At 61.9% G+C, this 21,134-nt stretch carries 21 protein-coding genes; 12 read left to right on the forward strand and 9 right to left on the reverse strand.

What is annotated here, in order from left to right; genetic code table 11:
• Position 1: 1 nt before the first annotated feature.
• On the forward strand, positions 2 to 766 hold the full coding sequence (locus KF827_RS01955; protein WP_290999084.1) for an enoyl-CoA hydratase/isomerase family protein: 765 nt from the start codon (positions 2 to 4) through the stop codon (positions 764 to 766).
• Here KF827_RS01955 and KF827_RS01960 read toward each other — a convergent pair.
• Complete coding sequence (locus KF827_RS01960; RefSeq protein WP_290999087.1) at positions 737 to 1,399, reverse strand: TetR/AcrR family transcriptional regulator; 663 nt, start codon at positions 1,397 to 1,399, stop codon at positions 737 to 739. The two genes, KF827_RS01955 and KF827_RS01960, sit on opposite strands and share 30 nt — an antisense overlap.
• A 97-nt stretch (positions 1,400 to 1,496) precedes the next feature.
• On the opposite strand from KF827_RS01960, the gene KF827_RS01965 reads away from it, so the two are divergent.
• The 7 genes from KF827_RS01965 (at position 1,497) to KF827_RS01995 (ending at position 8,581) form a co-directional block, all read left to right on the forward strand.
• Positions 1,497 to 2,273 (forward strand): enoyl-CoA hydratase-related protein, encoded by a 777-nt coding sequence (locus KF827_RS01965; RefSeq protein ID WP_290999091.1) that lies wholly within the window; start codon positions 1,497 to 1,499, stop codon positions 2,271 to 2,273.
• Positions 2,274 to 2,300: 27 nt separating this feature from the next.
• Positions 2,301 to 3,467: an acyl-CoA dehydrogenase family protein gene (locus KF827_RS01970; protein ID WP_290999094.1), complete on the forward strand. Its 1,167-nt coding sequence runs from the start codon at positions 2,301 to 2,303 to the stop codon at positions 3,465 to 3,467.
• Between the two features lie 92 nt (positions 3,468 to 3,559).
• On the forward strand, positions 3,560 to 4,594 hold the full coding sequence (locus KF827_RS01975) for a thiamine pyrophosphate-dependent dehydrogenase E1 component subunit alpha (protein ID WP_290999097.1): 1,035 nt from the start codon (positions 3,560 to 3,562) through the stop codon (positions 4,592 to 4,594).
• Positions 4,585 to 5,544 carry a transketolase C-terminal domain-containing protein gene (locus KF827_RS01980; protein ID WP_290999100.1) on the forward strand — a complete coding sequence of 320 codons (960 nt, stop codon included), beginning with the start codon at positions 4,585 to 4,587 and terminating at the stop codon, positions 5,542 to 5,544. The genes KF827_RS01975 and KF827_RS01980 overlap by 10 nt, the downstream gene beginning before the upstream one ends.
• Positions 5,545 to 5,662: 118 nt before the next feature.
• Positions 5,663 to 6,715, forward strand: coding sequence for a TRAP transporter substrate-binding protein DctP (dctP, locus tag KF827_RS01985; RefSeq protein WP_290999103.1), 1,053 nt, complete (start codon positions 5,663 to 5,665; stop codon positions 6,713 to 6,715).
• A 97-nt stretch (positions 6,716 to 6,812) separates the two neighbouring features.
• Positions 6,813 to 7,301: a TRAP transporter small permease gene (locus KF827_RS01990; protein ID WP_290999106.1), complete on the forward strand. Its 489-nt coding sequence runs from the start codon at positions 6,813 to 6,815 to the stop codon at positions 7,299 to 7,301.
• Entirely contained in the window at positions 7,298 to 8,581 is a 1,284-nt protein-coding gene (locus tag KF827_RS01995; RefSeq protein WP_290999110.1) for a TRAP transporter large permease, read from the forward strand. The genes KF827_RS01990 and KF827_RS01995 overlap by 4 nt, the downstream gene beginning before the upstream one ends.
• 5 nt (positions 8,582 to 8,586) lie before the next feature.
• Here the strand turns inward: KF827_RS01995 and KF827_RS02000 are convergent, their stop codons facing one another.
• The 6 genes from KF827_RS02000 to KF827_RS02025 form a co-directional block, all read right to left on the reverse strand.
• On the reverse strand, positions 8,587 to 9,375 hold the full coding sequence (locus KF827_RS02000; RefSeq protein WP_290999113.1) for an inositol monophosphatase: 789 nt from the start codon (positions 9,373 to 9,375) through the stop codon (positions 8,587 to 8,589).
• A gap of 2 nt (positions 9,376 to 9,377) precedes the next feature.
• Positions 9,378 to 10,733, reverse strand: coding sequence for a TldD/PmbA family protein (locus tag KF827_RS02005; RefSeq protein ID WP_290999116.1), 1,356 nt, complete (start codon positions 10,731 to 10,733; stop codon positions 9,378 to 9,380).
• A gap of 4 nt (positions 10,734 to 10,737) precedes the next feature.
• Positions 10,738 to 11,031: a hypothetical protein gene (locus tag KF827_RS02010; RefSeq protein WP_290999119.1), complete on the reverse strand. Its 294-nt coding sequence runs from the start codon at positions 11,029 to 11,031 to the stop codon at positions 10,738 to 10,740.
• An 8-nt stretch (positions 11,032 to 11,039) separates the two neighbouring features.
• Positions 11,040 to 12,521: an adenylate/guanylate cyclase domain-containing protein gene (locus KF827_RS02015; protein WP_290999122.1), complete on the reverse strand. Its 1,482-nt coding sequence runs from the start codon at positions 12,519 to 12,521 to the stop codon at positions 11,040 to 11,042.
• Positions 12,522 to 12,613: 92 nt separating this feature from the next.
• Positions 12,614 to 14,125, reverse strand: a complete 1,512-nt coding sequence (locus KF827_RS02020) for a UbiD family decarboxylase (RefSeq protein ID WP_290999125.1) — start codon at positions 14,123 to 14,125, stop codon at positions 12,614 to 12,616.
• A 26-nt stretch (positions 14,126 to 14,151) separates the two neighbouring features.
• A complete protein-coding gene (locus KF827_RS02025) occupies positions 14,152 to 15,069 on the reverse strand; it encodes a DMT family transporter (protein WP_290999128.1) in 918 nt (305 codons plus the stop codon).
• A gap of 80 nt (positions 15,070 to 15,149) precedes the next feature.
• Between KF827_RS02025 and KF827_RS02030 the strand changes: the two genes are divergently transcribed.
• Positions 15,150 to 15,896: a hypothetical protein gene (locus KF827_RS02030; RefSeq protein ID WP_290999131.1), complete on the forward strand. Its 747-nt coding sequence runs from the start codon at positions 15,150 to 15,152 to the stop codon at positions 15,894 to 15,896.
• On the opposite strand, the gene KF827_RS02035 is transcribed toward KF827_RS02030, so the two are convergent.
• A complete protein-coding gene (locus KF827_RS02035; protein WP_290999134.1) occupies positions 15,893 to 16,642 on the reverse strand; it encodes a hypothetical protein in 750 nt (249 codons plus the stop codon). The two genes, KF827_RS02030 and KF827_RS02035, sit on opposite strands and share 4 nt — an antisense overlap.
• A 22-nt stretch (positions 16,643 to 16,664) precedes the next feature.
• Positions 16,665 to 17,666 (reverse strand): 4-hydroxybenzoate octaprenyltransferase, encoded by a 1,002-nt coding sequence (gene ubiA, locus KF827_RS02040; RefSeq protein WP_290999137.1) that lies wholly within the window; start codon positions 17,664 to 17,666, stop codon positions 16,665 to 16,667.
• A gap of 43 nt (positions 17,667 to 17,709) precedes the next feature.
• Here ubiA and KF827_RS02045 point away from each other — a divergent pair, with 43 nt between their 5' ends.
• The 3 genes from KF827_RS02045 to KF827_RS02055 all read left to right on the forward strand — a co-directional run bounded on the left by KF827_RS02045 (position 17,710) and on the right by KF827_RS02055 (position 21,101).
• Positions 17,710 to 18,423 carry a 16S rRNA (uracil(1498)-N(3))-methyltransferase gene (locus KF827_RS02045; RefSeq protein ID WP_290999140.1) on the forward strand — a complete coding sequence of 238 codons (714 nt, stop codon included), beginning with the start codon at positions 17,710 to 17,712 and terminating at the stop codon, positions 18,421 to 18,423.
• A gap of 130 nt (positions 18,424 to 18,553) precedes the next feature.
• A complete protein-coding gene (locus KF827_RS02050; RefSeq protein WP_290999143.1) occupies positions 18,554 to 19,942 on the forward strand; it encodes a class II 3-deoxy-7-phosphoheptulonate synthase in 1,389 nt (462 codons plus the stop codon).
• The gene (locus KF827_RS02055) at positions 19,923 to 21,101 is read left to right on the forward strand and encodes a nicotinate phosphoribosyltransferase (protein ID WP_290999146.1); all 1,179 of its coding nucleotides are present in this window, start codon (positions 19,923 to 19,925) and stop codon (positions 21,099 to 21,101) included. Before KF827_RS02050 ends, KF827_RS02055 begins: the two co-directional genes overlap by 20 nt.
• Positions 21,102 to 21,134 lie beyond the last annotated feature (33 nt).

Here is a 21,134-nt window from a genome sequence, read left to right on the forward strand (position 1 = left end):
GATGAGCCGTATCCGTTTCACACCGAAGGATGGCGTTGGCCGCATCGCGCTGGCGGCGCCGGCCGCGCGCAACGCGGTTGATATAGGCTGGTGCGAGGATTTTTCTGCTGCCGCAAAGGCATGTGGGGCGGATGCGAGTCTGCGTGTGGTGTTGATCGAGGCCGATGGCGATTTCTTCAGCGTTGGCGGTGATATTGATCATTTCATCGCGCATAGAAACGATCTCACCCCTCATGTACGCCGCATGGCCGGATTGTTTCATGAAGGCCTGCTTGCTCTGCACCATGGTGGATTGCCGGTTGTGGCGGCTGTGCAGGGGCTGGCGGCGGGCGGTGGATTCAGCTTGGCTTTGCAGGCCGATCTGATCCTGGCAGCCAAATCCGCGCGGTTTGTCAGCGCGTATTCTTCATCCGGCCTTTCTCCCGATGGCGGCCTGACCTACACGCTGCCGCGCATGGTGGGCACGCGTCGGGCATTTGAAATCATGGCGCTCAATCCGGTGATGGATGCGGAAACCGCGCAACGGCTTGGCATCGTTGCGCGCATATTTGCCGACGATGTTTTCAAGACCGAGGTCGAGGCCTGCGTCAGGCGCCTGGCCGGTATGTCGGCGGGAGCATTGGCGGCACTCAAACGCCTGCTGGCGAGCAGCCTGAACAATAGCCTGGAACAACAATTTTCCGCTGAAGCGGAAGCCGTGGCGCAGCTTGCCGGCTCGGCGGAGACACTGAAGATATTAGAGGCGTTTCTTGCGCGGCGCGGGTGAGGCAACGGGATTCGGCCTCTGGTCCAGTCCTTGGCAAAGCAGGTTGGTGATGGCATCTGCCGTGCGTTCCACGTCGAAATCGCCTTCGCCACGCAGAAAGGCCCAGGTGTGATGCTCGATGCAGCCATAGATCAGGTTGCGTACCAGCGAAGGGGAAACGTCGGCGCGGAACTCTCCTGCCTGCATGCCCTCGCGTACGATATCGGTGACCCGCGAGGTATAGCGCCGGTTCAATGCGAAGATAGTGGTTTGTCGATATTCCGGATCGGGGCGGAACTCGGAGAAGACCAGGCGGCTCAAGCCAGGTTCCTGACGGATGGCGTTGAGGTGATGCCAGATCGCATGCCGCAGTTTGTTGCGCGCTCCCTCAATGCCCGGCAGCCAGGCTTCATCCTCGCTGATCATGCCGAGATACCATTGCTCGATTACCTTGATCACAAGGTCGCGTTTGTTCTGGAAGTAACGATAGATCGAGCCTTCAACCAGCCCGGCCCGCTCCGCGATTTCCGAAATCGAGGCATTTTCGTAACCGCGCAGACGGAAAACGTGCAGTGCCGCCTCGAGGATATCGGCCTCTCGCCGTTCGCGCGGCAGGCGGTTGACGATGCGCTTCTTGGTTCTCGGTCTGGCCATTTAATGAATGTAATTTATTTGGCTGCCGGGCGGAAGCCGGGAATGATGTCAGGCCACGGAAATTCCGCAACGGAAAAGCTTTTTTAGGGAGGACAGCATGTCGGTTCTGGTAAGTAAATCGGGAGCTGTGCAACGCATAGAAATCAACCGCCCTGAACGCCGCAATGCGTTGAATGCCGCAGTGGTGCAGGGCATTGGCGATGGCATTCGCAAGGCACAAGCCGATGCGGAAATCCGGGTGATCGTGCTGACCGGCAGCGGCGATAAGGCCTTCTGCGCTGGCGGAGACCTGGCGCCGGCAGCCGATGGCGCGCCCTTCACAGTCGACCCGGCGCATCCGCGCAATCCGGTGGTGGATTTGTTCAAGCTGATGGAGCAATGCGATCTGCCGATCATCGCGCGGGTGAATGGCCATGCATTGGCCGGTGGATTCGGCCTGGTTTGTGCCTGCGATATGGCGATTGCCTCCGATGCGGCCACGTTCGGCGTGCCGGAAAGCAAGATCGGCCTGTTTCCCATGATGATCATGCCCTACATGCTGCGTGTGACGCCGTTGCGCCGTTTCATGGAGCTTTGCATGACCGGTGAACCGATCTCCGCGGCCCGCGCGATGGATTGGGGTATTGTCAACGAAACTGTGCCGGCCGATCAACTGGATGCGCGGGTGGATGCCTTCACCGCGCTGCTGGCCCAACGCTCGCCCAGCGCGATACGCCTCGGGAAGCAGGGTTTCCACGCCATGCGCGACATGGCCGTGTTACAGGCATTGGAATATGCCCAATTGATGCTGCCGATGATGGCGCGCACCGAGGATGCAAAAGAAGGCATGCGGGCCTTCCAGGAAAAGCGTGCGCCGGATTTCAAAGGCAATTGAACATATAAAAATCAGGAAGGAAACGTCATGCAATTCAGCCTCACCGATGAACAGCAAAGCGTGCTTGATACCGCGGATCGCTTTGCCCGCAACGAGCTTTATCCGTTGGCTCAGCGCATGGATAACGAAGAATGGTGGCCGCAGGATATCTTCCCCAAGCTGGGTAAGGCCGGCTATTTCGGCATCACGGTGGATCCGAAATACGGTGGCGTGGGCTCCGACCTGTTCACCAGCGGCTTGATCCTGCAAGCTTTTTCGCGTTGGAACCATGCCCTGGCGCTGAGCTGGGTGGCGCATGAGAATCTCTGCCTGAACAACATCTACCGTAATGCCGATGATGAATTGCGGGCGAAATACTTGCCGGGCCTGTGCGATGGCAGCAAGACCGGCGCTTTGGGCTTAACCGAGCCGGGTGCCGGTTCGGATGCGCTGGGTTCTATGCGCACGACGGCGCGCCGCGATGGCGATCATTATCTGCTGAATGGCGGCAAGATCTATATCACCAACGGGCCTGTTGCCGATGTGCTGCTGGTCTATGCCAAAACCTCGCCGGAGCTATCGGCCAAGGGAATCTCGGCTTTCATCGTTGAGAAGGATTTCCCCGGTTTTCGCGTAGCGCAGAAATTGGTGAAGATGGGATTCCGCGGCAGCCAGACCGCCGAACTGGTGTTCGATGATTGCCGGGTGCCGGCGGCCAATCTGGTGGGCGGCGAAAATCGCGGCGTATCGGTGGTGATGAGCGGGCTGGATCTGGAGCGCGCCATGATCTCGCCGATCTGCCTTGGCATTTGCGAGCGGGCGCTTGAACTCAGCATTGATTATGCCCGCACCCGCAAGCAATTCGGCCGACCCATTGCCGATTTCCAGATGATCCAGTCTCGCGTGGCCGAGATGTATGTGATGATCGAAACCATGCGCAGCTTCACCTACAAGGTGCTAATGGATGCCAATGCATTGGAAGTGGGCGGCGGCGGACGCGGCAATGTTCATGCACTGACCGCAGCATCCGTGATGTATGCCGCCGATACCATGAACCGCGTGCTGGATCATGCCGTGCAGATCCATGGCGGCAGCGGCTATATCTGGGAGGCGGAGATCAACCGGCTGTTCCGCGCCACCAAGCTTTTGGAAATCGGCGCCGGCACCACCGAGGTGCGCAAGATGATTATCAGCGGTGAAATCCTCAAAAGTTGAAAAATGCCCTTATCGCGCTTCCTGACAATTGATTCGTATACCTACGATGGGCTAGCCTGCCGGCCCTTAGAAATATAAATGCCGGGAAGCCAGTGAGCCAATCCAACATACCTCTGTCGCATCTGCGGGCGCTCTACGCCATGATGTGCCGCATCCGCGCCTTCGAGGACGCAGCCGAAATCGCCAGCAAGGGCGGTGTGGCCGCGTTTGGCCAGGCTGCCGGCAGCACGGCGCATGTACGCGGCCCGTTGCACCTCTCCACCGGCCAGGAGGCTGTGCCGGCCGGCGTTTGCGCCCATCTGCGCCCGGCGGATTATATGACCTCGACCCATCGCGGCCATGGCCATACCTTGGCCAAGGGCGCCGATCTTGCCGGCATGATGCATGAGCTGTTCGGCAAGGCCACCGGCTTTTGCGGCGGACGCGGCGGCTCGATGCATATCGCGGATTTTTCGGTGGGGATGCTGGGGGCCAATGGCGTGGTAGCGGCGGGGATTCCGATTGCCGTTGGGGCTGCGCAATCCATCAAGATACGCGCCAGCCACGGCAATCCGGATGCCATCGCGGTCACGTTCTTTGGCGATGGCGCGATCAATCGCGGCCCATTTGCCGAAAGTCTGAACTGGGCCGCGGCCTTCAAGCTGCCGCTGCTATTCGTGTGTGAAGACAATCAATGGTCGGCCACCACCAAGACCGGTGCGATGTCTGCCGGCGAGGGGGCTGCGGCGCGCGCGCGCGCGCATGGCCTCGTAGCGGAAACCGTTGATGGCAACGATGTGGGGGCGGTGAGCGAGACCGCTCGCGCGCTGATTGCCGATATCCGCCAGGGTAAAGGCCCGGCTTTGCTGCATGCGCGCACCTATCGCTTCAAGGGCCATGTTTCGGTGGATCCGGCAGCCTATCGCGATCCGAAGGAGCTGGAAGCCGCCCTGGAGCATGATCCGCTGGTGCTGGCAGCGCGCAAGCTTATACAGCTTGGCATCAATGTGGCCGATGTAGACTCCATCATGCAGGCGGCGCGCGAGGAAGTGGCTGCTGCGGTGGCCAGTGCCGATGGAGCTGCTTGGCCCGATGACGCCGCGGCCTTCACTGAAATCCAGAGCATGGGAGCCGGGCAATGGCTGTGATGACCTATGCCGCTGCCGCGGCTTCGGCCTTGAACGACGCCATGCGTGCCGATCCCGCCATTGTGGCATTGGGCGAGGATTTGGGCCGAGGCGGCATCTTCGGTCAATATGCAGGGCTGCTGGCGGCATTCGGCCCCGAACGGGTGATCGATACGCCGATTTCGGAAGCCACAATCGTCGGCGCCGCCGTAGGCATGGCGCTGACCGGCCTCAAGCCGGTGGTGGAGATGCGGGTGATCGACTTCGCACTTTGCGCCATGGACGAGATCGTGAATCAAGCGGCGAAGAACCGCTTCATGTTTGGCGGGCAGGGCCGCGTGCCTGCTGTGATCCGCATGCCGATCGGCGTGTGGACTTCATCGGCGGCCCAGCATTCGCAATCGCTTGAAAGCTGGTTCGCCCATGTACCGGGCCTGGTTGTGCTGGCTCCGGCAACGCCGCAGGATAATCATGCACTGTTGAAAGCCGCCATCGCCTGTGGCGATCCGGTGGCCTATTTCGAGCATAAGGAACTCTGGCCGCTGCAAGGCGAGGTGGACGCCGATCAACGGACCGAGATCGGCAAGGCGGCGATCCGCCGCGTGGGCAGCGACATCACCATCGTCAGTTGGAGCAAGGCGGTGCATTGGTCGCTGGAAGCGGCCGAGGCGCTGGCGGCTGAGGGTATTCAGGCCGAGATGATCGACTTGCGCACCATCTGGCCCTGGGATCGCGATGCAGTCTTCGCATCTGCGGCAAAAACCGGACATGTGCTGATTGCCCATGAGGCGGTGCAGGCGGCAGGTTTCGGTGCTGAAATTGCCGCCACTCTGGCAGAGGCTGGCAATGCAAAGCTGGCACGGTTGGGGGCAAAGCGGGCACCGGTTGGTTACGCGCCCAATCTTGAGGCAGCGGTGCGGGTAACACCGGCAGTCATTGCTGCCAAGGCGCGTGCCCTGCTGGGTCGTTAAGCGGGTATTGGCAGGGGCAGTCATAAGTTGTAAGAGTACAAATCAGGGGATGCCGCTTATCGATGGTATTCCAGCCGGGAAAACAGTTTCATAAAACAGGCAATTGGAGGAAATAAAAATGATCAATCGTCGTTCGTTGTTGAAGGTCGGTGTGGCCGGTGGCGCGCTGGCTGCTGCGCCCTACGTGTTCAGCCGCTCGGCCGTGGCGCAGAGCAAGTATAAGGACGAATACAAGCTTTCCACCGTGGTGGGCCTGCCTTTCCCTTGGGGCCAGGGCGGCGAGATTTTCGGCAATCTGGTGCGTGAGCGCACTGCTGGCCGCATCAACATCAAGATGTATCCGGGCGTGTCGCTGGTGAGCGGCGATCAGACCCGCGAATTCACTGCGATCCGCCAGGGCGTGATCGATCTGGCGCTGGGCTCGACCATCAACTGGTCGCCGCAGGTGCGCGAGTTGAACCTGTTCTCGCTGCCCTTCCTGGCGCAAGATCATGCCGGCCTGGATGCGCTGGTGCAGGGTGATGTGGGCAAGCAGATTGTCGGCATCGTGGAAAAGGCGGGCGTGCAGGTTCTAGGCTGGGGCGAGAATGGCTTCCGCGAAGTGACCAATTCCAAGCGCGAAATCCGCACGCCGGCCGATATGAAGGGCCTGAAGTTCCGCGTTGTGGGTTCGCCGATCTTCAACGACACCTTCACCGCCCTGGGCGCCAATCCCACCCAGATGAGTTGGGCCGATGCGCAGCCGGCTTTGGCTTCCGGTGCTGTGGAAGGCCAGGAAAATCCCATGCATATCTTCACGGCGGCGAAGCTGCATACCCTGTCGCAGAAATTCGTCACGCGCTGGGGCTACGTGGCCGATCCGCTGATCTTCGTGGCCAACAAGGATATTTGGGCTTCTTGGGATGCCAAGGATCGGGATATCGTCAAGCAGGCGGCCGTTGATGCCGGCAAGCAGGAAATCGCCATTGCACGCAAGGGCCTTTCCGGCGCCGACCAGTCTATGGTGAAGGAAGTGGAAGCGCTGGGCGTGAAGGTCACTGAGCTGACCGACGCCGAGAAGAACGCTTTCAAGGCTGCCGTAAAGCCCTCCTACGATAAGTGGGTGCAGCAGATCGGTGCCGATCTGGTGAAGAAGGCGGAAGCGGCAGTGGCCGCCCGCAAAAAGGCTTAATGCGCGCCGCTTAGGTCTGATTCAGCATAATAGGGCAAAGGCCGGGTATCCCGGCCTTTGCTTTTAAGGGCGACGATAGATTTGGGAGAGTGTCAGCATGGCGGAGAACAGTCCATCGCAACCGAATCCTTTCCATCCGCTGCGATGGGAAGATTGGCTGGCGGCCATCGCCATGGGGCTTTTGGCGGTTATCACCTTTGCCAATGTGCTGGTGCGCTATCTCACCGATCAGTCTTTTGCCTGGACCGAGGAATATTCCACCGCGTTGATGCTGATCCTCACCTTGGCTGCCGCAGGTGCCGCAGTGTCGCGCGACCGGCATATCCGGATCGAGTTGTTTTTTTCCACGGGCAGTGCCAATCGTCAGCGTGTGCTCGCACTGGTTTCGGCGGCGGCGAGCCTGGGCGCTTTCGGTATTCTTACCGGCCTGGGCGTGAAATTCGCTTATGACGACTTTCAGTATGATGTGACATCGCCAGGCATCGGCCTGCCGCAATGGTGGTATAGCAGCTGGCTGCCGGCGCTTGGTCTGGCGATATGTCTGCGCGCCCTGATCCATCTCATTCGCGTATGGCGGTCGGCATGACAGCGTTAGCGATCTTCGCAGTCTTCGTCTTGCTGATGTTGTCCGGCACGCCGATTGGCGTGGTGATGCTGCTGGCCGGCAGCCTCGGTATCGGCATGGCCCAATTGGGCTGGTTGGCGGTACCCAACAATTTTTACGCCAGCATCGCCAAATATCCTCTGCTGGCATTGCCGATGTTCATTCTGGTGGGGGTTATCTTCGATCGCTCCGGTGTGGCGACAAGGCTGGTGAAATTTGCCACCGCGTTGATCGGTCGAGGCCCCGGCATGCTGCCGGTGGTGGCTATTTCGGTGGCGATGGTGTTCGGCGGTATTTCCGGTTCCGGCCCTGCTACGGCGGCTGCCGTGGGCAGCGTGGTGCTGGTGGCCATGGCGCGCGCCGGCTACAATCCCGGTTTTTCCGCCACCGTGGTGGGCGCGGCGGCCTCGCTGGATATCCTGATTCCACCGTCCATCGCCTTCATCGTCTATTCGGTGATGGTGCCGGGCGCCTCGGTGCCGGCGCTGTTTGCTGCTGGTATGGTGCCGGGCCTGCTGGCTGGCCTAGCCTTGATGCTGCCGGCGATCTGGCTGTCGCGCCGCCATGGCTTTGGCGTATCGGAACGTAATCTGCCGCGCCCGTCTTTCTGGCTTTCCTTGCGGGAAGCCAGTTGGGGTCTGGCCGCACCGGTGCTGATCCTGGGCGGCATGCGGGCCGGCTGGTTCACACCCACCGAGGCGGCTGTGGTGGCGGTGTTCTATGGCCTGTTCGTCGGCATGGTGATCTACCGTACCATTCGTTGGCGCGATATCCTGTCGATCCTGGTGGAAGCGGCCGAAACATCCGGCATCATCCTGGCCATCATGGGTATGGCCAGCGTGTTTGCCTATGTGGTTTCCACGCTTGGCGTCATCGACCCGATTGCTCGCGCCATCACCAATAGTGGCTTGGGTTCCTACGGCACGCTTGCTGTGCTGGTGGTGCTGCTGTTGTTCATCGGCATGGTGCTGGATGGCGTGTCGATCTTCCTGATCTTCATTCCGCTGCTGTTGCCGCTGATGCGGGCCTTCCAATGGGATCCGGTCTGGTTCGGCGTTCTGCTCACCTTCATGGTGGCGATCGGCCAATTCACCCCGCCAATGGCGGTAAACCTGATGGTATCCTCCAAATTGGCGGGCATATCCATCGAGCAGACAACCCGCTGGGCCTTCTGGTTCGTGGCGGCCATGCTGCTTATGGTGGCGCTGATGGTGATGCTCCCCGGCATCGTGCTGTGGCTGCCGCATGCCTTGGGATATTAAGAGGATCAGTCGCCCAGATTGTCGCGCCGGGTTTTGAGCAGGTCGATCAACTCGTCATGCAGCCAGGGCCCGGCCACCACCACCGATGGGTGGCGATGGTTCTGTCCGGCATAAACCAGCGGCCGGCCATCGGCGTCGGTCACCCGGCCGCCGGCTTCGCGCACCAGCAGGTCGGCGGCGGCCACATCCCAATCGCTTTTTTCAGCCAACGAGATGGCGGCATCGAACCTGCCGGCAGCCACCAGGGCCATGCGATAGGCAATCGAATTGCGATAAGCGAAATCCGCCTTGCCCATACGTGCCAGCCAGCCATGATGATCGAAGGTACGCTTGCTGGCCAGCAGCCTGGCCTCTGCCAGCGCGGCATGGCCCGAGGCGCGGATCGGAGCGCCATTGAGCAATGCGCCTTGGCCGGCGATGGCTGAGAAGAATTCATCGGTTGCGGGATTGAACACGGCAGCCAATTGCGGTGTGCCGCCGCGCAGCAATGCCACGCAGATGGTGAATTCCGGCTTGCCGGCAATGAAGGCGCGGGTGCCGTCTATGGGGTCGATCACCCATAGCGGCGCCGCCGTATCGGCGTGCAGGAAGCCGCTTTCCTCGCTGAGCCAGCCATAACCTGGGCGGGCGCCGATCAATTTCTCCCGCAACAATGTGTCCACTGCAAGATCGGCTTCCGATACCGGATCATTGGGTTTTTTGTGCCAAGATTTCACGCCGTCGCGGAAATATTTCAACGCAAGCGCGCCGGCTTCGCGCACGGCGGAAAATAATAGCTCGGCATCCTGCTGCATGATCAACGGCCAGCAATGGTCATGCCATCCACCCTTAGGGTGGGGGCATCGGTGCCGTATTTGAATATCAGATCGTTGGCCGGAGTTATGGCGCGGAACATCTGCTTCAGGTTGCCGGCGATGGTGATTTCCGAAACCGGTTCAGCCAGCTTGCCATCGCGGATCAGATAACCGGCGGCGCCACGGCTGTAATCGCCGGTCAGGCCGTTCACCGAGCTGCCCATCATTTCGGTGACGAACAGTCCCAGCTTGATATCGGCGATCAACTCTGCGGGCGAAAGCTTGCCGGCGGCCAGGTAAAGATTGGTGGGGCCGGGCGAGGGCGGCGAAGCGATACCGCGCGAGGCATGGCCGGTGCTCTGCATGCCAAGCTGGCGGGCAGTGCCGCAATCCAGCAGCCAGGTGGTGAGGCGGCCATTGTCGATCAGTTTGCGGGTCTGGCGAGCCACACCTTCCATGTCGAACCAGCGCGAGCGGAAACCGCGCTTGCGCAAGGGATCGTCGATCACATCCAGCCCTGCGGCGAAAATCTCTTCGCCCAGTTTGTCTTTCAGGAAAGACGTGCCGCGCGCCACGGCGGCGCCGTTGATGGCGCCGGCCAGATGGCCCAGCAGGCTGTTGGCCACGCGGTTTTCATACACCACCGGCATAGCCTGGCTTTCGATCTTGCGGGGATTAAGGCGCTTCACCGCGCGCTCGCCGGCATTGCGGCCGATGGCCTCGGGCGAAGGCAGATCGGAAAAATACGGCGCGGCGGCATAATCCCAATCGCGCTCCATACCGGTATCGCGGCCGGCTATCGCCACGGCCGAAATGCTGTGCGAGCCGCCGAAGCCATAGCCGCTGAAGCCGTTGGAGGCAGCGAATGCGATCAGGCCGGCGCTGCGTGAGGCGCTGCCGCCTTCCGAATTGGTGATGCCGGCCACATCGAGGGCGGCGGCCTCGCAGGCTCTGGCGCGCTCCAGCAATTCCGCCATCGGCAGATCAACATCGTCCAGCAGGTCGAGATCCTGTTCGTCGCGGGCCAACTGTGCCGGGTCGGCTAAGCCGCAGAATTTGTCTTCCGGCGCCAGTCGGGCCATGCCGATGGCGCGCTCCACGGTCTGTGCCATGGCATCCGGGGTGAAAACGGTGGTGGAAACGCACGCCTGGCGTTGCCCGATCAGCACGCGCAGGCCGATCTCGCGGTTTTCGCTGCTTTCCACATCCTCGGGCTTGCCTAGCCGGACGCCGGCAGAGAGCGAGCGGCTTTCGCTGTAGAGCGCATCGGCGTTGTCGGCCCCGGCCTTGCGGGCGGCGGCGATGATATCTGCAAGCAGGTTCTGCGCCTCAGCGGCGCGGGCTTTACGGTCAAACATCATATCATTCCACACGATCATCCATACGATAGGCCATAAAGCAGACAAAGGCGATGACGGTGCCCAAAGCCCAGCCTGCCCAGGCAAAGCTTTCGCCCCAATCCTGCCAGGCGCCGCCCAGCAGCCGGGCGGCGATCTGGGCGGCAAGATCAACCAGTATGCCGCCGATGGCTGCACCCAGGGCTATCGAGAAGCCGAGATTCCACGCGCCACGCAGCAGCAGCCAGGGATGCCACCAGGGCAGGATATCTGCGGGCGCGGCATCGGACGGCGCTGATTTGCGCGACGGAAATAGCATCGCGCGGCTCAGTGGATGGTAGGCGAAGGCAACGCGCCAGCCGCATCATGCGCTTCGCTGCTGCCGAGATTATGGGCCTCCGACGGAGCATCGCCGCGGTGTCGCGGTTGAATCCAGATCGGCATCATCTCGCGCAGGCCGCGGATCGGTTGCGGTCGTAACTCGGTCATGTCGCCCAGCGGGCCAGGATCGTTACGCACTTCCTGCATCAGACGATCCACGAAGGCCTGGCTCAGGCAGATCGAGGCATTCAGGTTGCGCGTCATCTGCTCCAGGCGGTGGGCCACATTCACGGTTTCGCCTACCAGGGCATATTCCACACGATTCTCATCGCCGATATTACCCAGGGTGACCGGGCCATAATGAATGCCGATGGCCAGTTGCAGCGGCGGCATGCGCATCAGCGCACGCTGGGCGTTCAGTTGCTCGATGCCGGCCTGCATGGCGCGGGCGGCCAGCAGGGCGGCGGAGGCATCGCGCGGGCCAGGACTGGGTGTGCCGAACGAGGCCATGATGCCGTCGCCTAGATATTTATCCAGGGTGCCCTGCTGCTCGAATACCGCTTGCGCCAGGCGCCGATGCACTTCGCGCAGCAGCGCAATGGTCTGTTGCGGCGTCATCTCATCGGTCAGGCGGGTGAAGCCCACCAGATCGGCAAACAGCACGGCGGCTTCCTGCTGTTTCACCGCGCCTAGCGGATCATCCATCCGCGCCAGCTCCTCGGCCATGTGCGGCGAGAAATGCCGAGCCAGGTTGCGCCTTGCCCGTTCGGTTTCGATCTGGCGCGCCACCAGATGTCGGCCACGGATCACCGCGATGGTGAGCACGCCGCCGATCATGCCTAGCAACACCAGTCGCCGGGCCATTTCTCCATACGACATGCGCCAGGGATCGGTCAGCCAGCTCAAGCGTTCCAGCAGCGGCATTTGCGCAACGCTGGCATTCAGCGGTGCAATATCCACGCCCGGCTGCAGCGCCACATAAAAAGTCGCTGCCATCCAAACCGCGATGGCAGCGATGGTGGAGATGAACACCATGCGCGCCGATTGTCCCAGCACGGAAAGCGAGAGGAACAGCGTGAGATACAGGATGGTATCGAAGCCCAGTCGCATCGGCGGTGGCAGCGGGGTCACATCGAATGGATTGGGCATGGCGATGGCCGCGCCGACCATCGCCATGTCGAATAGCGGAAAAACCCAATGCATCCAGGGGCGGTCTGTGCCGGGGCGGCGCAACAGCAATTGCAGATAACCGGAAAGCCCGAGCGCAATGATGTATGGATAGAAATTCAGCGACATCGGCCAGCGCATTTCTAGCGAAACCATCAGGGCCACGATAGCCAGAACCACGAAGCGCAAGCCGATAGCCAGCCGCAAGCCCTCGTATTCTTCGCTGGCATAGGCTGCCGTCAGCCGGGCACGCTCATTGTCGGGCAGGGATCTGCAATCCTCGCCGCAGATCATGTCGTGCATTTTTTGCCAAAGAGCCATAAGGCCGCGTCTCCAAAGGTCGGGCAACAGGATAGCGCGGCCACCCCTAAAGGGCGAGGGGCCGAATTTCCATTAGATAGGAGGGTTTGCGGTTATTTCCAGATCGGTTTGCCGCTGCCAGGCAGGCCCAGGCGGGACCATTTTTCGGTCACGGTCCGCACCACATCTTCGGCCATATAGAGCTTTTCGCCCCATTCCCGCTTGGTTTCGGGCGGCCATTTATTGGTGGCATCCAGGCCAATCTTGCTGCCCAGACCGGATTCCGGCGAGGCGAAATCCAGGTAGTCGATCGGGGTATGCTCGATCAGGGTGATGTCGCGCGCGGGGTCCATACGGGTGGAGATCGCCCAGACCACATCCTTCCAGTCACGGGTGTTGATGTCGTCGTCCACCACGATCACCCATTTGGTGTACATGAACTGGCGCAGGAACGACCACACGCCCATCATCACCCGCTTGGCATGGCCGGGATAGGCTTTCTTGATGCTGACCACGGCCACGCGGTAAGAGCAGCCTTCCGGCGGTAGCCAGAAATCCACGATCTCGGGAAATTGCTGGCGCAGCAGCGGCACGAACACATCGTTCAACGCTTCGCCCAGCACGCTGGGTTCATCCGGCGGGCGGCCGGTGAAGGTGCTCAGGTAAATCGGTTTGCGCCGACGGGTGATGGCACTCACGGTGAAAACCGGGAATTGCTCCACCGAATTGTAATAGCCGGTATGGTCGCCATAGGGGCCTTCATCGCGGTAATCGGCGAGGCTGACATGGCCTTCCAGCACGATCTCGGCCTCGGCAGGCACTTTCAGCGGCACGGTGCGGCAATCCACCAGATCCACTTTCTTGCCGCGCAGCAGGCCGGCGAACTGGTATTCCGACAGCGTGTCCGGCACCGGCGTCACGGCGGCCAATATGGTGCCGGGATCGGCGCCGATCACCACGGCCGCCGGGAAAGGTTCCATCTTTCCCGCCTGTTTCCAGCGCGCATGCTGCTGGGCGCCGCCGCGATGCTTGAGCCAGCGCATGAGCGTCTGCTTGCGGTTCAGCACCTGCATGCGGTAGATGCCGAGATTGAAGCTATCCTGCTTCGTGTTGCTCGGTCCTTTGGTGACGACCAGCGGCCAGGTGATCAGCGGGGCCGGCTCGCCGGGCCAGCAGGTCTGGATCGGCAGGGCATTCAGGTCGATATCGTCGCCTTGCAGCACGATCTCGTGCACCGGGCCGTCGCTCAATGTGCGCGGCTGCATCGCCATCACGGTTTTCACCAGCGGCAACATGCCCAAAGCCTCGCGGAATCCGCCGGGCGGTTCGGGCTGGCGTAGGAAGGCCAGAGTCTCGCCCACCTCGCGCAATTGATGCGGCTCGCGGTTCATGCCCCAGGCAACGCGCTCGACGGTACCGAACAGGTTCACCAGCACCGGAATGTCACTGGGTGTGCCGTCGGCGCGGATGGGATTCTCGAACAATACCGCCGGACCTTGCTCGGCCAGCAGGCGGGTTTGGATTTCCGTCATTTCCAATACGGTGGAAACCGGCTCGCGTACCCGCACCAGCCGGCCGCGGCTTTCCAGCTGGTCGATAAAGTCGCGTAACGAGGCAAAGGCCATCAGGGCATCTCCCGTGCGGGCGGCATTTATTTTGCTGGCTTGTGGGTGGCCAGGAACAGGCCGCACAGCACCAGCGTCGCGCCGGCCCAATGGTAGAACAGGAAGGCCTCGCCGAGAAGCAGCCAGGCCATCACGGATGTGTAGATCGGCGCCGCGTAAAGCATCAACCCGGTGCGGCTGGGGCCCAGATGCTGGTTGATGAAGCCGAAGGTGCCGTAGGCGCCCAGGCCAGGCACCAGCACCAGGGTGGCCAGGGCCGCCGATACACGCCAATCGCCGAAATTCGCCGGGCCGATGGCAATGGTTTCCCAGCCCAGGAAGGGCAGCATTACCAGCACGCCGCAGGCGGCGATGGCGGCCAGCCGGGCGGTCAGCCGCAGGGCGCTTTTCCAGCGCAGCAGCAGCACGGAATATAGCGCCCAGGCAATCGAGGAGATCAGGATAAGTCCATCGCCCGGGGTGAAGCTCAGGTGCCGCAGCGCATCGGGGGCGCCCTTCAGGATGATGAACAAAACCCCGGCCAGGGCCAGCGTCACGCCCAGCACCTGGCGCTGGCTCATCCGCTCGCCGAACCAGAAGCGGCTGAGCAGGATCACCATCACCGGCGATGTGGAATAGATCAGCCCTATATTGGTGGCCGTGGTGGTGGCGCCCCCCATATAGACCAGGGCGCCGCATATCCCCATGCCCAGTGCGCCGAGCACCAGCAATTGCGGCAATTCGCGCTTCAGTGCGGCGCGGTGGTGCCAGAGCTCGCGGTAGCAGAAGGGCAACAGCAGCAAGCATACGCCCAGCCAACGCCAGAAGGCCTGCGCCACCGGCGGAATCAGATCGGTTGTCGCACGCGCCATCAGCATGTTGGTGGCAAACATGGCCGGGGTGACAAACAGCAGGATATGGGCCAGGAGTTGATCCCGGTCCCTGGTTTTCTGGGAGGCTTGCATGGGCGGGGACAATAATGCGCCGGCCCCGAGGATGCCAGACTTGGCCTTTCCAGGTTCCAGAAATCGCGCTATCAACCGCCATGCGCCATTTCCCCGCCGAATTTTCCGATCTGCTGAGCCGCCAGGGGCTGCGCCTGCTCAATGGCACACACCCATTGGCAGGCAAGCTGGCCGAGCCTCGCACGCGTTTTCTGGCCTTGGACGACCTGCTGGCACCCGCCCGTATCAAGGGGGCCGCGGCCTTGCTGGAGCATAGCATCGGCCCGCATCTGCGACTGATGGAACAGCCGATTCCACCGGAAAGCATTTGGGAGATGCAGGAGGATTATGCCGAGCTGCTGCCAAAGACCATGCGCCAGCGCACCCTGTATCTGGATGCAGGCCGCAGCCGGGGCCGGCAGGCGGCGGAAGAGATCGGCCTGCTGGCGATGTTGCGGTCGGAAAGCTACCAGGCTTTTGCCGCCGCCTTGGCAGGGCGGCCGCTTCGGCGCAAATACGGCCTGCAGGCGATTGCTTATGGCCCTGGCGATTATGCCGGCCCGCATAACGATCACCATCCCGAAGAACCGCTGGCGCGGCATGGCTATCTGGATATGCATATCGGCTTCGTGACGCCGAATGCCCAAAGCCAGTTATTGGTTTATGCCAAGGCCGGGCATTTCACCGAATGGGTAGAAACCGCGCGTAACGGTCTGCTCACGGCCTACCGGTTGCCATTCTGGCATTATACGACGCCGCTGATCGCCAAGCCGAAAAAGCCCGATGGCGCGCGGCGCTGGATTTTGCTGGGCACTTTCCTGTTTAAGGATCAGTCGACGAAAGCTTAAGGCGCGAGATAGCCGCCTTTGGGCTCCGGCCCCAAAGTGCCGCCGGCTTCCTTCACTGCGCGCTTATAGGCGGCTTCGGACTTGTAGGCGCCCTGCGGTTTGAAATCGCCCGGCTTGGCCGGCAGCATTTCGTGGGTATAGGGCATAACCTTGAACAGCCCGCCATCGCGGCCCAGCAGAGGCAGCGGTCGCTTGGCGCGGGAATAAACCCGCCGGGCGGTGGCGCTGTAATCCTTCATGTTGTCGTATTCTTCCGGATCGAAGGCAAAGATGCGTTCGAAGGCGGCTACCATCTCGCGGATGAAGGGCAGCTCGGTCAGATCCATGCGATGGATCATCCAGCAGCGGTCCTCGAAGGTCCAGTAAACCGTAAGGCCGATGAACTCTCCCTTGCGGTTGAGATAGGGAAAGAACGGAAAGGCGCGGCAGGCGATGGTGCGGTTGTCGCGCTCGCAGAATTTTACGCCCTTGCATTCTACCGCACAGGTGGATCGCGGCAATTCCGATACCACCTTGCGCGACACGGCATCATGGGCCTTGAAGCGGGTCCACAGCTCGGTGCGCGATTGCAGTAGGGCGAATTCCGCCTTGTGCACAACCGGTATGGCATGCCCTGTGGTGCAACAGACCGGTTCGCCGCCATTCAATGGGGCGCATTTGCGGCCGCAGTCGAATTTGCTGATCGGGGCTTGGAAGCGGTCGTAGACCGCACCGAAATGGCTGGGTTCGATTCGAGGCTTTGTCATGGGGCGAGACTATAGGCAGATTTCAGCCCAGCAGGAAGCCGATCAATATGATCAGTCCGGCATCGCGGTTGGCGCGGAATTTGGCAAGGCAGGCGGCGCTGTCGTCTGGCTTCAGGGTTGCCGCCTGCCAGAGGAAATGCAGGGCCATCGCCGCCAGCGCCAGCCAATAGGGCCAGTGCAGGCCAGCCAGCCAGCCCACGCCTGCCAGGCCCAGGATGGTGATGGCGTAAAAAGCGGCAATCCAGGCCCGCGCATTGCGGCCAAACAGCCGGGCGGTGGATTTCACGCCGATCAAAGCATCGTCTTCTTTGTCCTGCAGGGCGTAGATCGTGTCATAGCCCAGGGTCCAGATGATGCCGCTGGCGTAAAGCAGCCCGGCAATCCAATCCAGCCGACCGGCCACGGCGGCATAGCCCAGTACAGCGCCCCAGTTGAAGGCCAGGCCCAGGAAGAATTGCGGCCACCAAGTGACGCGTTTCATGAAGGGGTAGATCGCCACCAGGCCCAGCGAGGCAATGCCCAGCAGGATGGCTGGAATATTCATGGTGATCAGAATGGCAAAGCCGATCAGCGATTGCAGCACCAGCCAGGCCCAGGCCTGTTTCAGGCTTACCAGACCCGCCGGGATCGGGCGCAGCCGGGTGCGTGCCACGCTGCCATCGAAATCGCGGTCCACGATATCGTTGAAGGTGCAGCCGGCGCCGCGCATCACCAACGCGCCGATGCCAAAAGCGATAAACAGCCAGGCATCCGGCCAGTTGCCCAGTGAGTTGACGCCCAGTGAGTTGCCACGCGGCTGGGTCAGTTGCGTGGCCAATGCCAGTGCCCACCAGCCCGGCAGCAGCAGCAGCCAGGTGCCGATCGGGCGATCCAGTCGCGACAGCCGGGCATAGGGCCGCCATGCCGGCGGCAGCCAGCGCTCTACCCAATGATCGGGCAGGGCATCGGCCGTGGCCTGGGCTGTGGCCTGGGCCGTAGCCTGGGGCGCGGCTTGCTGCGTGACTTCCGGTTCGGGCTTTGCCATAACCCAATCCGAATAGTGCTTTGCCGGAGGCGAGACAAGCATCATGGCTGCAACCGCGCGCCTGCATGTGGAAGCCGCATTGAATGCGGGGGCGGAGATTCCGCTGCCCGAGGATCAGGCCCATTACCTGCGCCATGTGCTGCGGCAGGAGGTCGGCGCCCAGTTGCTGCTGTTCAATGGCCGCGACGGCGAATGGCAGGCAGAGATTGCCCGGTTCGGCAAGCGGGATGGCAGTTTGCGCGTGCGCGAACAAACCCGCCGGCAACAGAACGGACCGGATCTATGGCTGCTATTCGCGCCGATCCGCCAGGGCCGGCTGGAAACCATCGTGGAAAAGGCCACCGAACTGGGCGCTGCGCGCATCATCCCGGTGCTGACCCGGCGCTGCCAGGTGCGGCAGGTGAATCCCGCCCGTTTGTTGGCCAATGCCCGCGAGGCCGCCGAACAATGCGAGCGGCTGGACCTTCCGGAAATCCCGCCCTTGGCTGAATTGCAGTCTGCCTTGGGCGCTTGGCCGGAGGATCGTCCACTCTATGTATGTCTGGAGCGGGCGCAGGCCCGGCCATTGGCTGAAGCGATAACCCCCGGGCCGGCGGCTTTGTTGGTCGGGCCTGAGGGTGGCTTTGCCCCCGAGGAGGCTAACTGGCTGGCCGGGTTGCCTTTTGTGGTGCCGGTGGGTCTGGGGCCAAGGATTTTGCGGGCGGAAACCGCAGCGATTGCCGGCTTGGCTCTGCTGATGGCCGCTTCGGGCCGCTGAACCGGTGTGGCTGGTGCCGGAGCTGGTGGCTGGTCTTGCGCGGCAGGACGCGGTATTGTGTTGAGGATTGATTACGATTACACAACGGTTTCAAGGCCTTGACTGCCTTTGAAGCCTCGGGAGCCGTAAGATGAATGCGCGTAAATGGTCGCCGGATAGCTGGCGGACAAAGCCTATTTTGCAAGTGCCGGAATACCCCGATGCCGCCGCCCTGGCTGCGGTGGAGGATAAGCTGTCGAAATATCCTCCGCTGGTTTTTGCCGGCGAGGCGCGGAATCTGAAGGCGGCCCTTGGCCGGGTATCTCAGGGGCAGGGCTTTCTGCTCCAGGGCGGCGATTGCGCCGAGAGCTTTGCCGAATTCAGCGCCAACAATATCCGCGACACTTTCCGCGTACTGCTGCAGATGGCAGTCGTGCTCACCTTTGGCGCGGCTCTGCCGGTGGTGAAGGTTGGCCGCTTGGCCGGCCAGTTCGCCAAGCCGCGCTCATCGAACACCGAAAAGCGCGGCGATGTGGAACTGCCCAGCTATCGCGGCGATATCATCAACGGCATGGAATTCACGCCCGAAGCCCGTGTGCCCGATCCCACCCGGCTGCTGCAGGCCTATAGCCAGGCGGCGGCTTCGCTCAACCTGGTGCGCGCCTTCGCCCAGGGCGGCTATGCCGATCTGCACAGCGTGCATCGCTGGAATCTCGGTTTCGTGGCCAAAAGCCCGGAGGCCGAACGCTGGCAGGATGTGGCCAACCGCATCACCGAATGCCTGGATTTCATGCAGGCTTGCGGCATCACGCCGGAACGCTCCAACGAAATGCGCACGGTGGATTTCTACACCAGCCATGAGGCACTGTTGCTCGGCTACGAGCAGGCGATGACCCGTATCGACAGCACCTCGGGCGAGTGGGTGGACACGTCGGCGCATATGCTGTGGATCGGCGACCGTACCCGTCAGCCCGATGGCGCGCATGTGGAATTCCTGCGCGGCGTGTTGAACCCGCTGGGCCTGAAATGCGGCCCCACCACCGATCCGGATGAACTGATCCGGCTGATCGACTTGCTCAATCCGCATAACGAGCCGGGTCGCCTTACGCTGATCGTGCGTATGGGGCATGACAAACTGGGCAAGCATCTGCCCGCGCTGTTGCGCAAGGTGCGCAGCGAAGGCCGCAACGTGGTGTGGTCCAGCGACCCGATGCATGGCAACACGCTCACCTCGGCATCGGGCTACAAGACCCGGCCGTTCGACCGCGTATTGTCGGAAGTGCGGCAGTTCTTCGAGGCGCATCTGGCCGAAGGCACCCATGCCGGCGGCATCCATCTCGAGTTGACCGGCCAGAATGTCACCGAATGCATGGGCGGTGCCCAGGCCATCGGCGATGACGATCTGTCGAGCCGCTACCACACCCATTGCGATCCGCGCCTCAACGCCTCGCAATCGCTGGAACTGGCTTTCCTGATCGCCGAAATGCTGAAACTTGAGCGCAACAACCGGACGCTCCGCCATGCAGCCGAAGCAGACTGATATCACCCCCTTCGTTTCGCCCGCCCAGGCCGCAGAGCTGGAGCGCGATATCGCCGGGCGCACCGATGTCTATTTCAAGAAGACCAAGGCGGTGGTGCAGCAATATGGCGACAAGCAGGTCACCTACGCGCTGTTCATGCGCCGCCCGGTGATCCTGTGCCCGCGCCTGATGATCGAATGGCTGGAGCGCGTGGCCGCCGCGCGCAACACCAAGTTCGGCATCGAACTGGTGCGCGAGGAAGGCACCTGGGTGGGTGCCGGCGAACCGCTGGTCTATCTCACGGGTTCGATGGCCGAGCTGGTGGATCTGGAAACCATCTACCTGCAAAAGCTGGGTGCGGCCTGCGTTGCGGCTTACAACGCCTATTCCATGTGCTGCGATCTGCCCAAAGTGCGCTTCCTGGCGATGGATGCGCGCCATTGCGCCGGCGCTGAGATGGCCGAGTTGATGGCCTATGCCGCGTCGGTCGGCTCGCGTGCCGCGCGCCGCGATGTCGGGGCGGCCGGCTTTATCGGCAATGCCAGCGATGCCACGGCGCATTATTTCGGCAACGATCTCGGTTTCGGCACCATGCCGCATGCGCTGATCGGCTATGCCGGCTCTACCTTGCGGGCGGCTGAGCTGTATCACGAAACTTTCCCCCACGAGCCGATGACCGTGCTGGTGGATTATTACGGCCAGGAAGTGACCGACGCGCTGGCGGTTTGCGAGCGTTTCCCCAACCTGGCCCGCGAAGGCAAGCTGTCGGTGCGGCTGGATACCCATGGCAGCCGCTATGTGGAAGGCCTGGACCCGCAATCCTCCTACGCGGTACTCGACCGCCATGTGCCCAATGCGATCCGGCAATACCGCACCGAAGCGGAACTGCGCTGGATGGTCGGCACCGGGGTTTCGGCTGCAGCGATCTTCCATATGCGCTCGGTGCTGGACAAAGCCGGTTTCCTGGGCGTGAAAATCGTGGGGTCTTCGGGCTTCAATGCCGCCAAGTGCAAGGTGATGGCCAGCGTGCATGCGCCGATCGATATTGTCGGCACCGGCTCGTATCTGCCCGACAATTGGCCCGAAACCTACGCCACGGCCGATATCGTGGCTTATGATGGCCAGCCGAGCGTGAAGGTGGGCCGTGAGTTTCTGCTGCGTAAGGTTGCGCTGCCATAATCCGTCATTACATCTGCAACATAAAATTCAAAA

The sequence above is a fragment of the Ferrovibrio sp. genome (assembly GCF_019636075.1).
Lineage (GTDB): Bacteria > Pseudomonadota > Alphaproteobacteria > Ferrovibrionales > Ferrovibrionaceae > Ferrovibrio.

Coding starts and splice junctions, on each gene's coding strand:
- KF827_RS01955 (WP_290999084.1), top strand. CDS start 2: ATGAGCCGTATCCGTTTCACACCGAAGGATGGCGTTGGCCGCATCGCG.
- KF827_RS01960 (WP_290999087.1), bottom strand. CDS start 1,399: ATGGCCAGACCGAGAACCAAGAAGCGCATCGTCAACCGCCTGCCGCGC.
- KF827_RS01965 (WP_290999091.1), top strand. CDS start 1,497: ATGTCGGTTCTGGTAAGTAAATCGGGAGCTGTGCAACGCATAGAAATC.
- KF827_RS01970 (WP_290999094.1), top strand. CDS start 2,301: ATGCAATTCAGCCTCACCGATGAACAGCAAAGCGTGCTTGATACCGCG.
- KF827_RS01980 (WP_290999100.1), top strand. CDS start 4,585: ATGGCTGTGATGACCTATGCCGCTGCCGCGGCTTCGGCCTTGAACGAC.
- dctP (WP_290999103.1), top strand. CDS start 5,663: ATGATCAATCGTCGTTCGTTGTTGAAGGTCGGTGTGGCCGGTGGCGCG.
- KF827_RS01990 (WP_290999106.1), top strand. CDS start 6,813: ATGGCGGAGAACAGTCCATCGCAACCGAATCCTTTCCATCCGCTGCGA.
- KF827_RS01995 (WP_290999110.1), top strand. CDS start 7,298: ATGACAGCGTTAGCGATCTTCGCAGTCTTCGTCTTGCTGATGTTGTCC.
- KF827_RS02000 (WP_290999113.1), bottom strand. CDS start 9,375: ATGCAGCAGGATGCCGAGCTATTATTTTCCGCCGTGCGCGAAGCCGGC.
- KF827_RS02005 (WP_290999116.1), bottom strand. CDS start 10,733: ATGTTTGACCGTAAAGCCCGCGCCGCTGAGGCGCAGAACCTGCTTGCA.
- KF827_RS02010 (WP_290999119.1), bottom strand. CDS start 11,031: ATGCTATTTCCGTCGCGCAAATCAGCGCCGTCCGATGCCGCGCCCGCA.
- KF827_RS02015 (WP_290999122.1), bottom strand. CDS start 12,521: ATGGCTCTTTGGCAAAAAATGCACGACATGATCTGCGGCGAGGATTGC.
- KF827_RS02020 (WP_290999125.1), bottom strand. CDS start 14,125: ATGGCCTTTGCCTCGTTACGCGACTTTATCGACCAGCTGGAAAGCCGC.
- KF827_RS02025 (WP_290999128.1), bottom strand. CDS start 15,069: ATGCAAGCCTCCCAGAAAACCAGGGACCGGGATCAACTCCTGGCCCAT.
- KF827_RS02030 (WP_290999131.1), top strand. CDS start 15,150: ATGCGCCATTTCCCCGCCGAATTTTCCGATCTGCTGAGCCGCCAGGGG.
- KF827_RS02035 (WP_290999134.1), bottom strand. CDS start 16,642: ATGACAAAGCCTCGAATCGAACCCAGCCATTTCGGTGCGGTCTACGAC.
- ubiA (WP_290999137.1), bottom strand. CDS start 17,666: ATGGCAAAGCCCGAACCGGAAGTCACGCAGCAAGCCGCGCCCCAGGCT.
- KF827_RS02045 (WP_290999140.1), top strand. CDS start 17,710: ATGGCTGCAACCGCGCGCCTGCATGTGGAAGCCGCATTGAATGCGGGG.
- KF827_RS02050 (WP_290999143.1), top strand. CDS start 18,554: ATGAATGCGCGTAAATGGTCGCCGGATAGCTGGCGGACAAAGCCTATT.
- KF827_RS02055 (WP_290999146.1), top strand. CDS start 19,923: ATGCAGCCGAAGCAGACTGATATCACCCCCTTCGTTTCGCCCGCCCAG.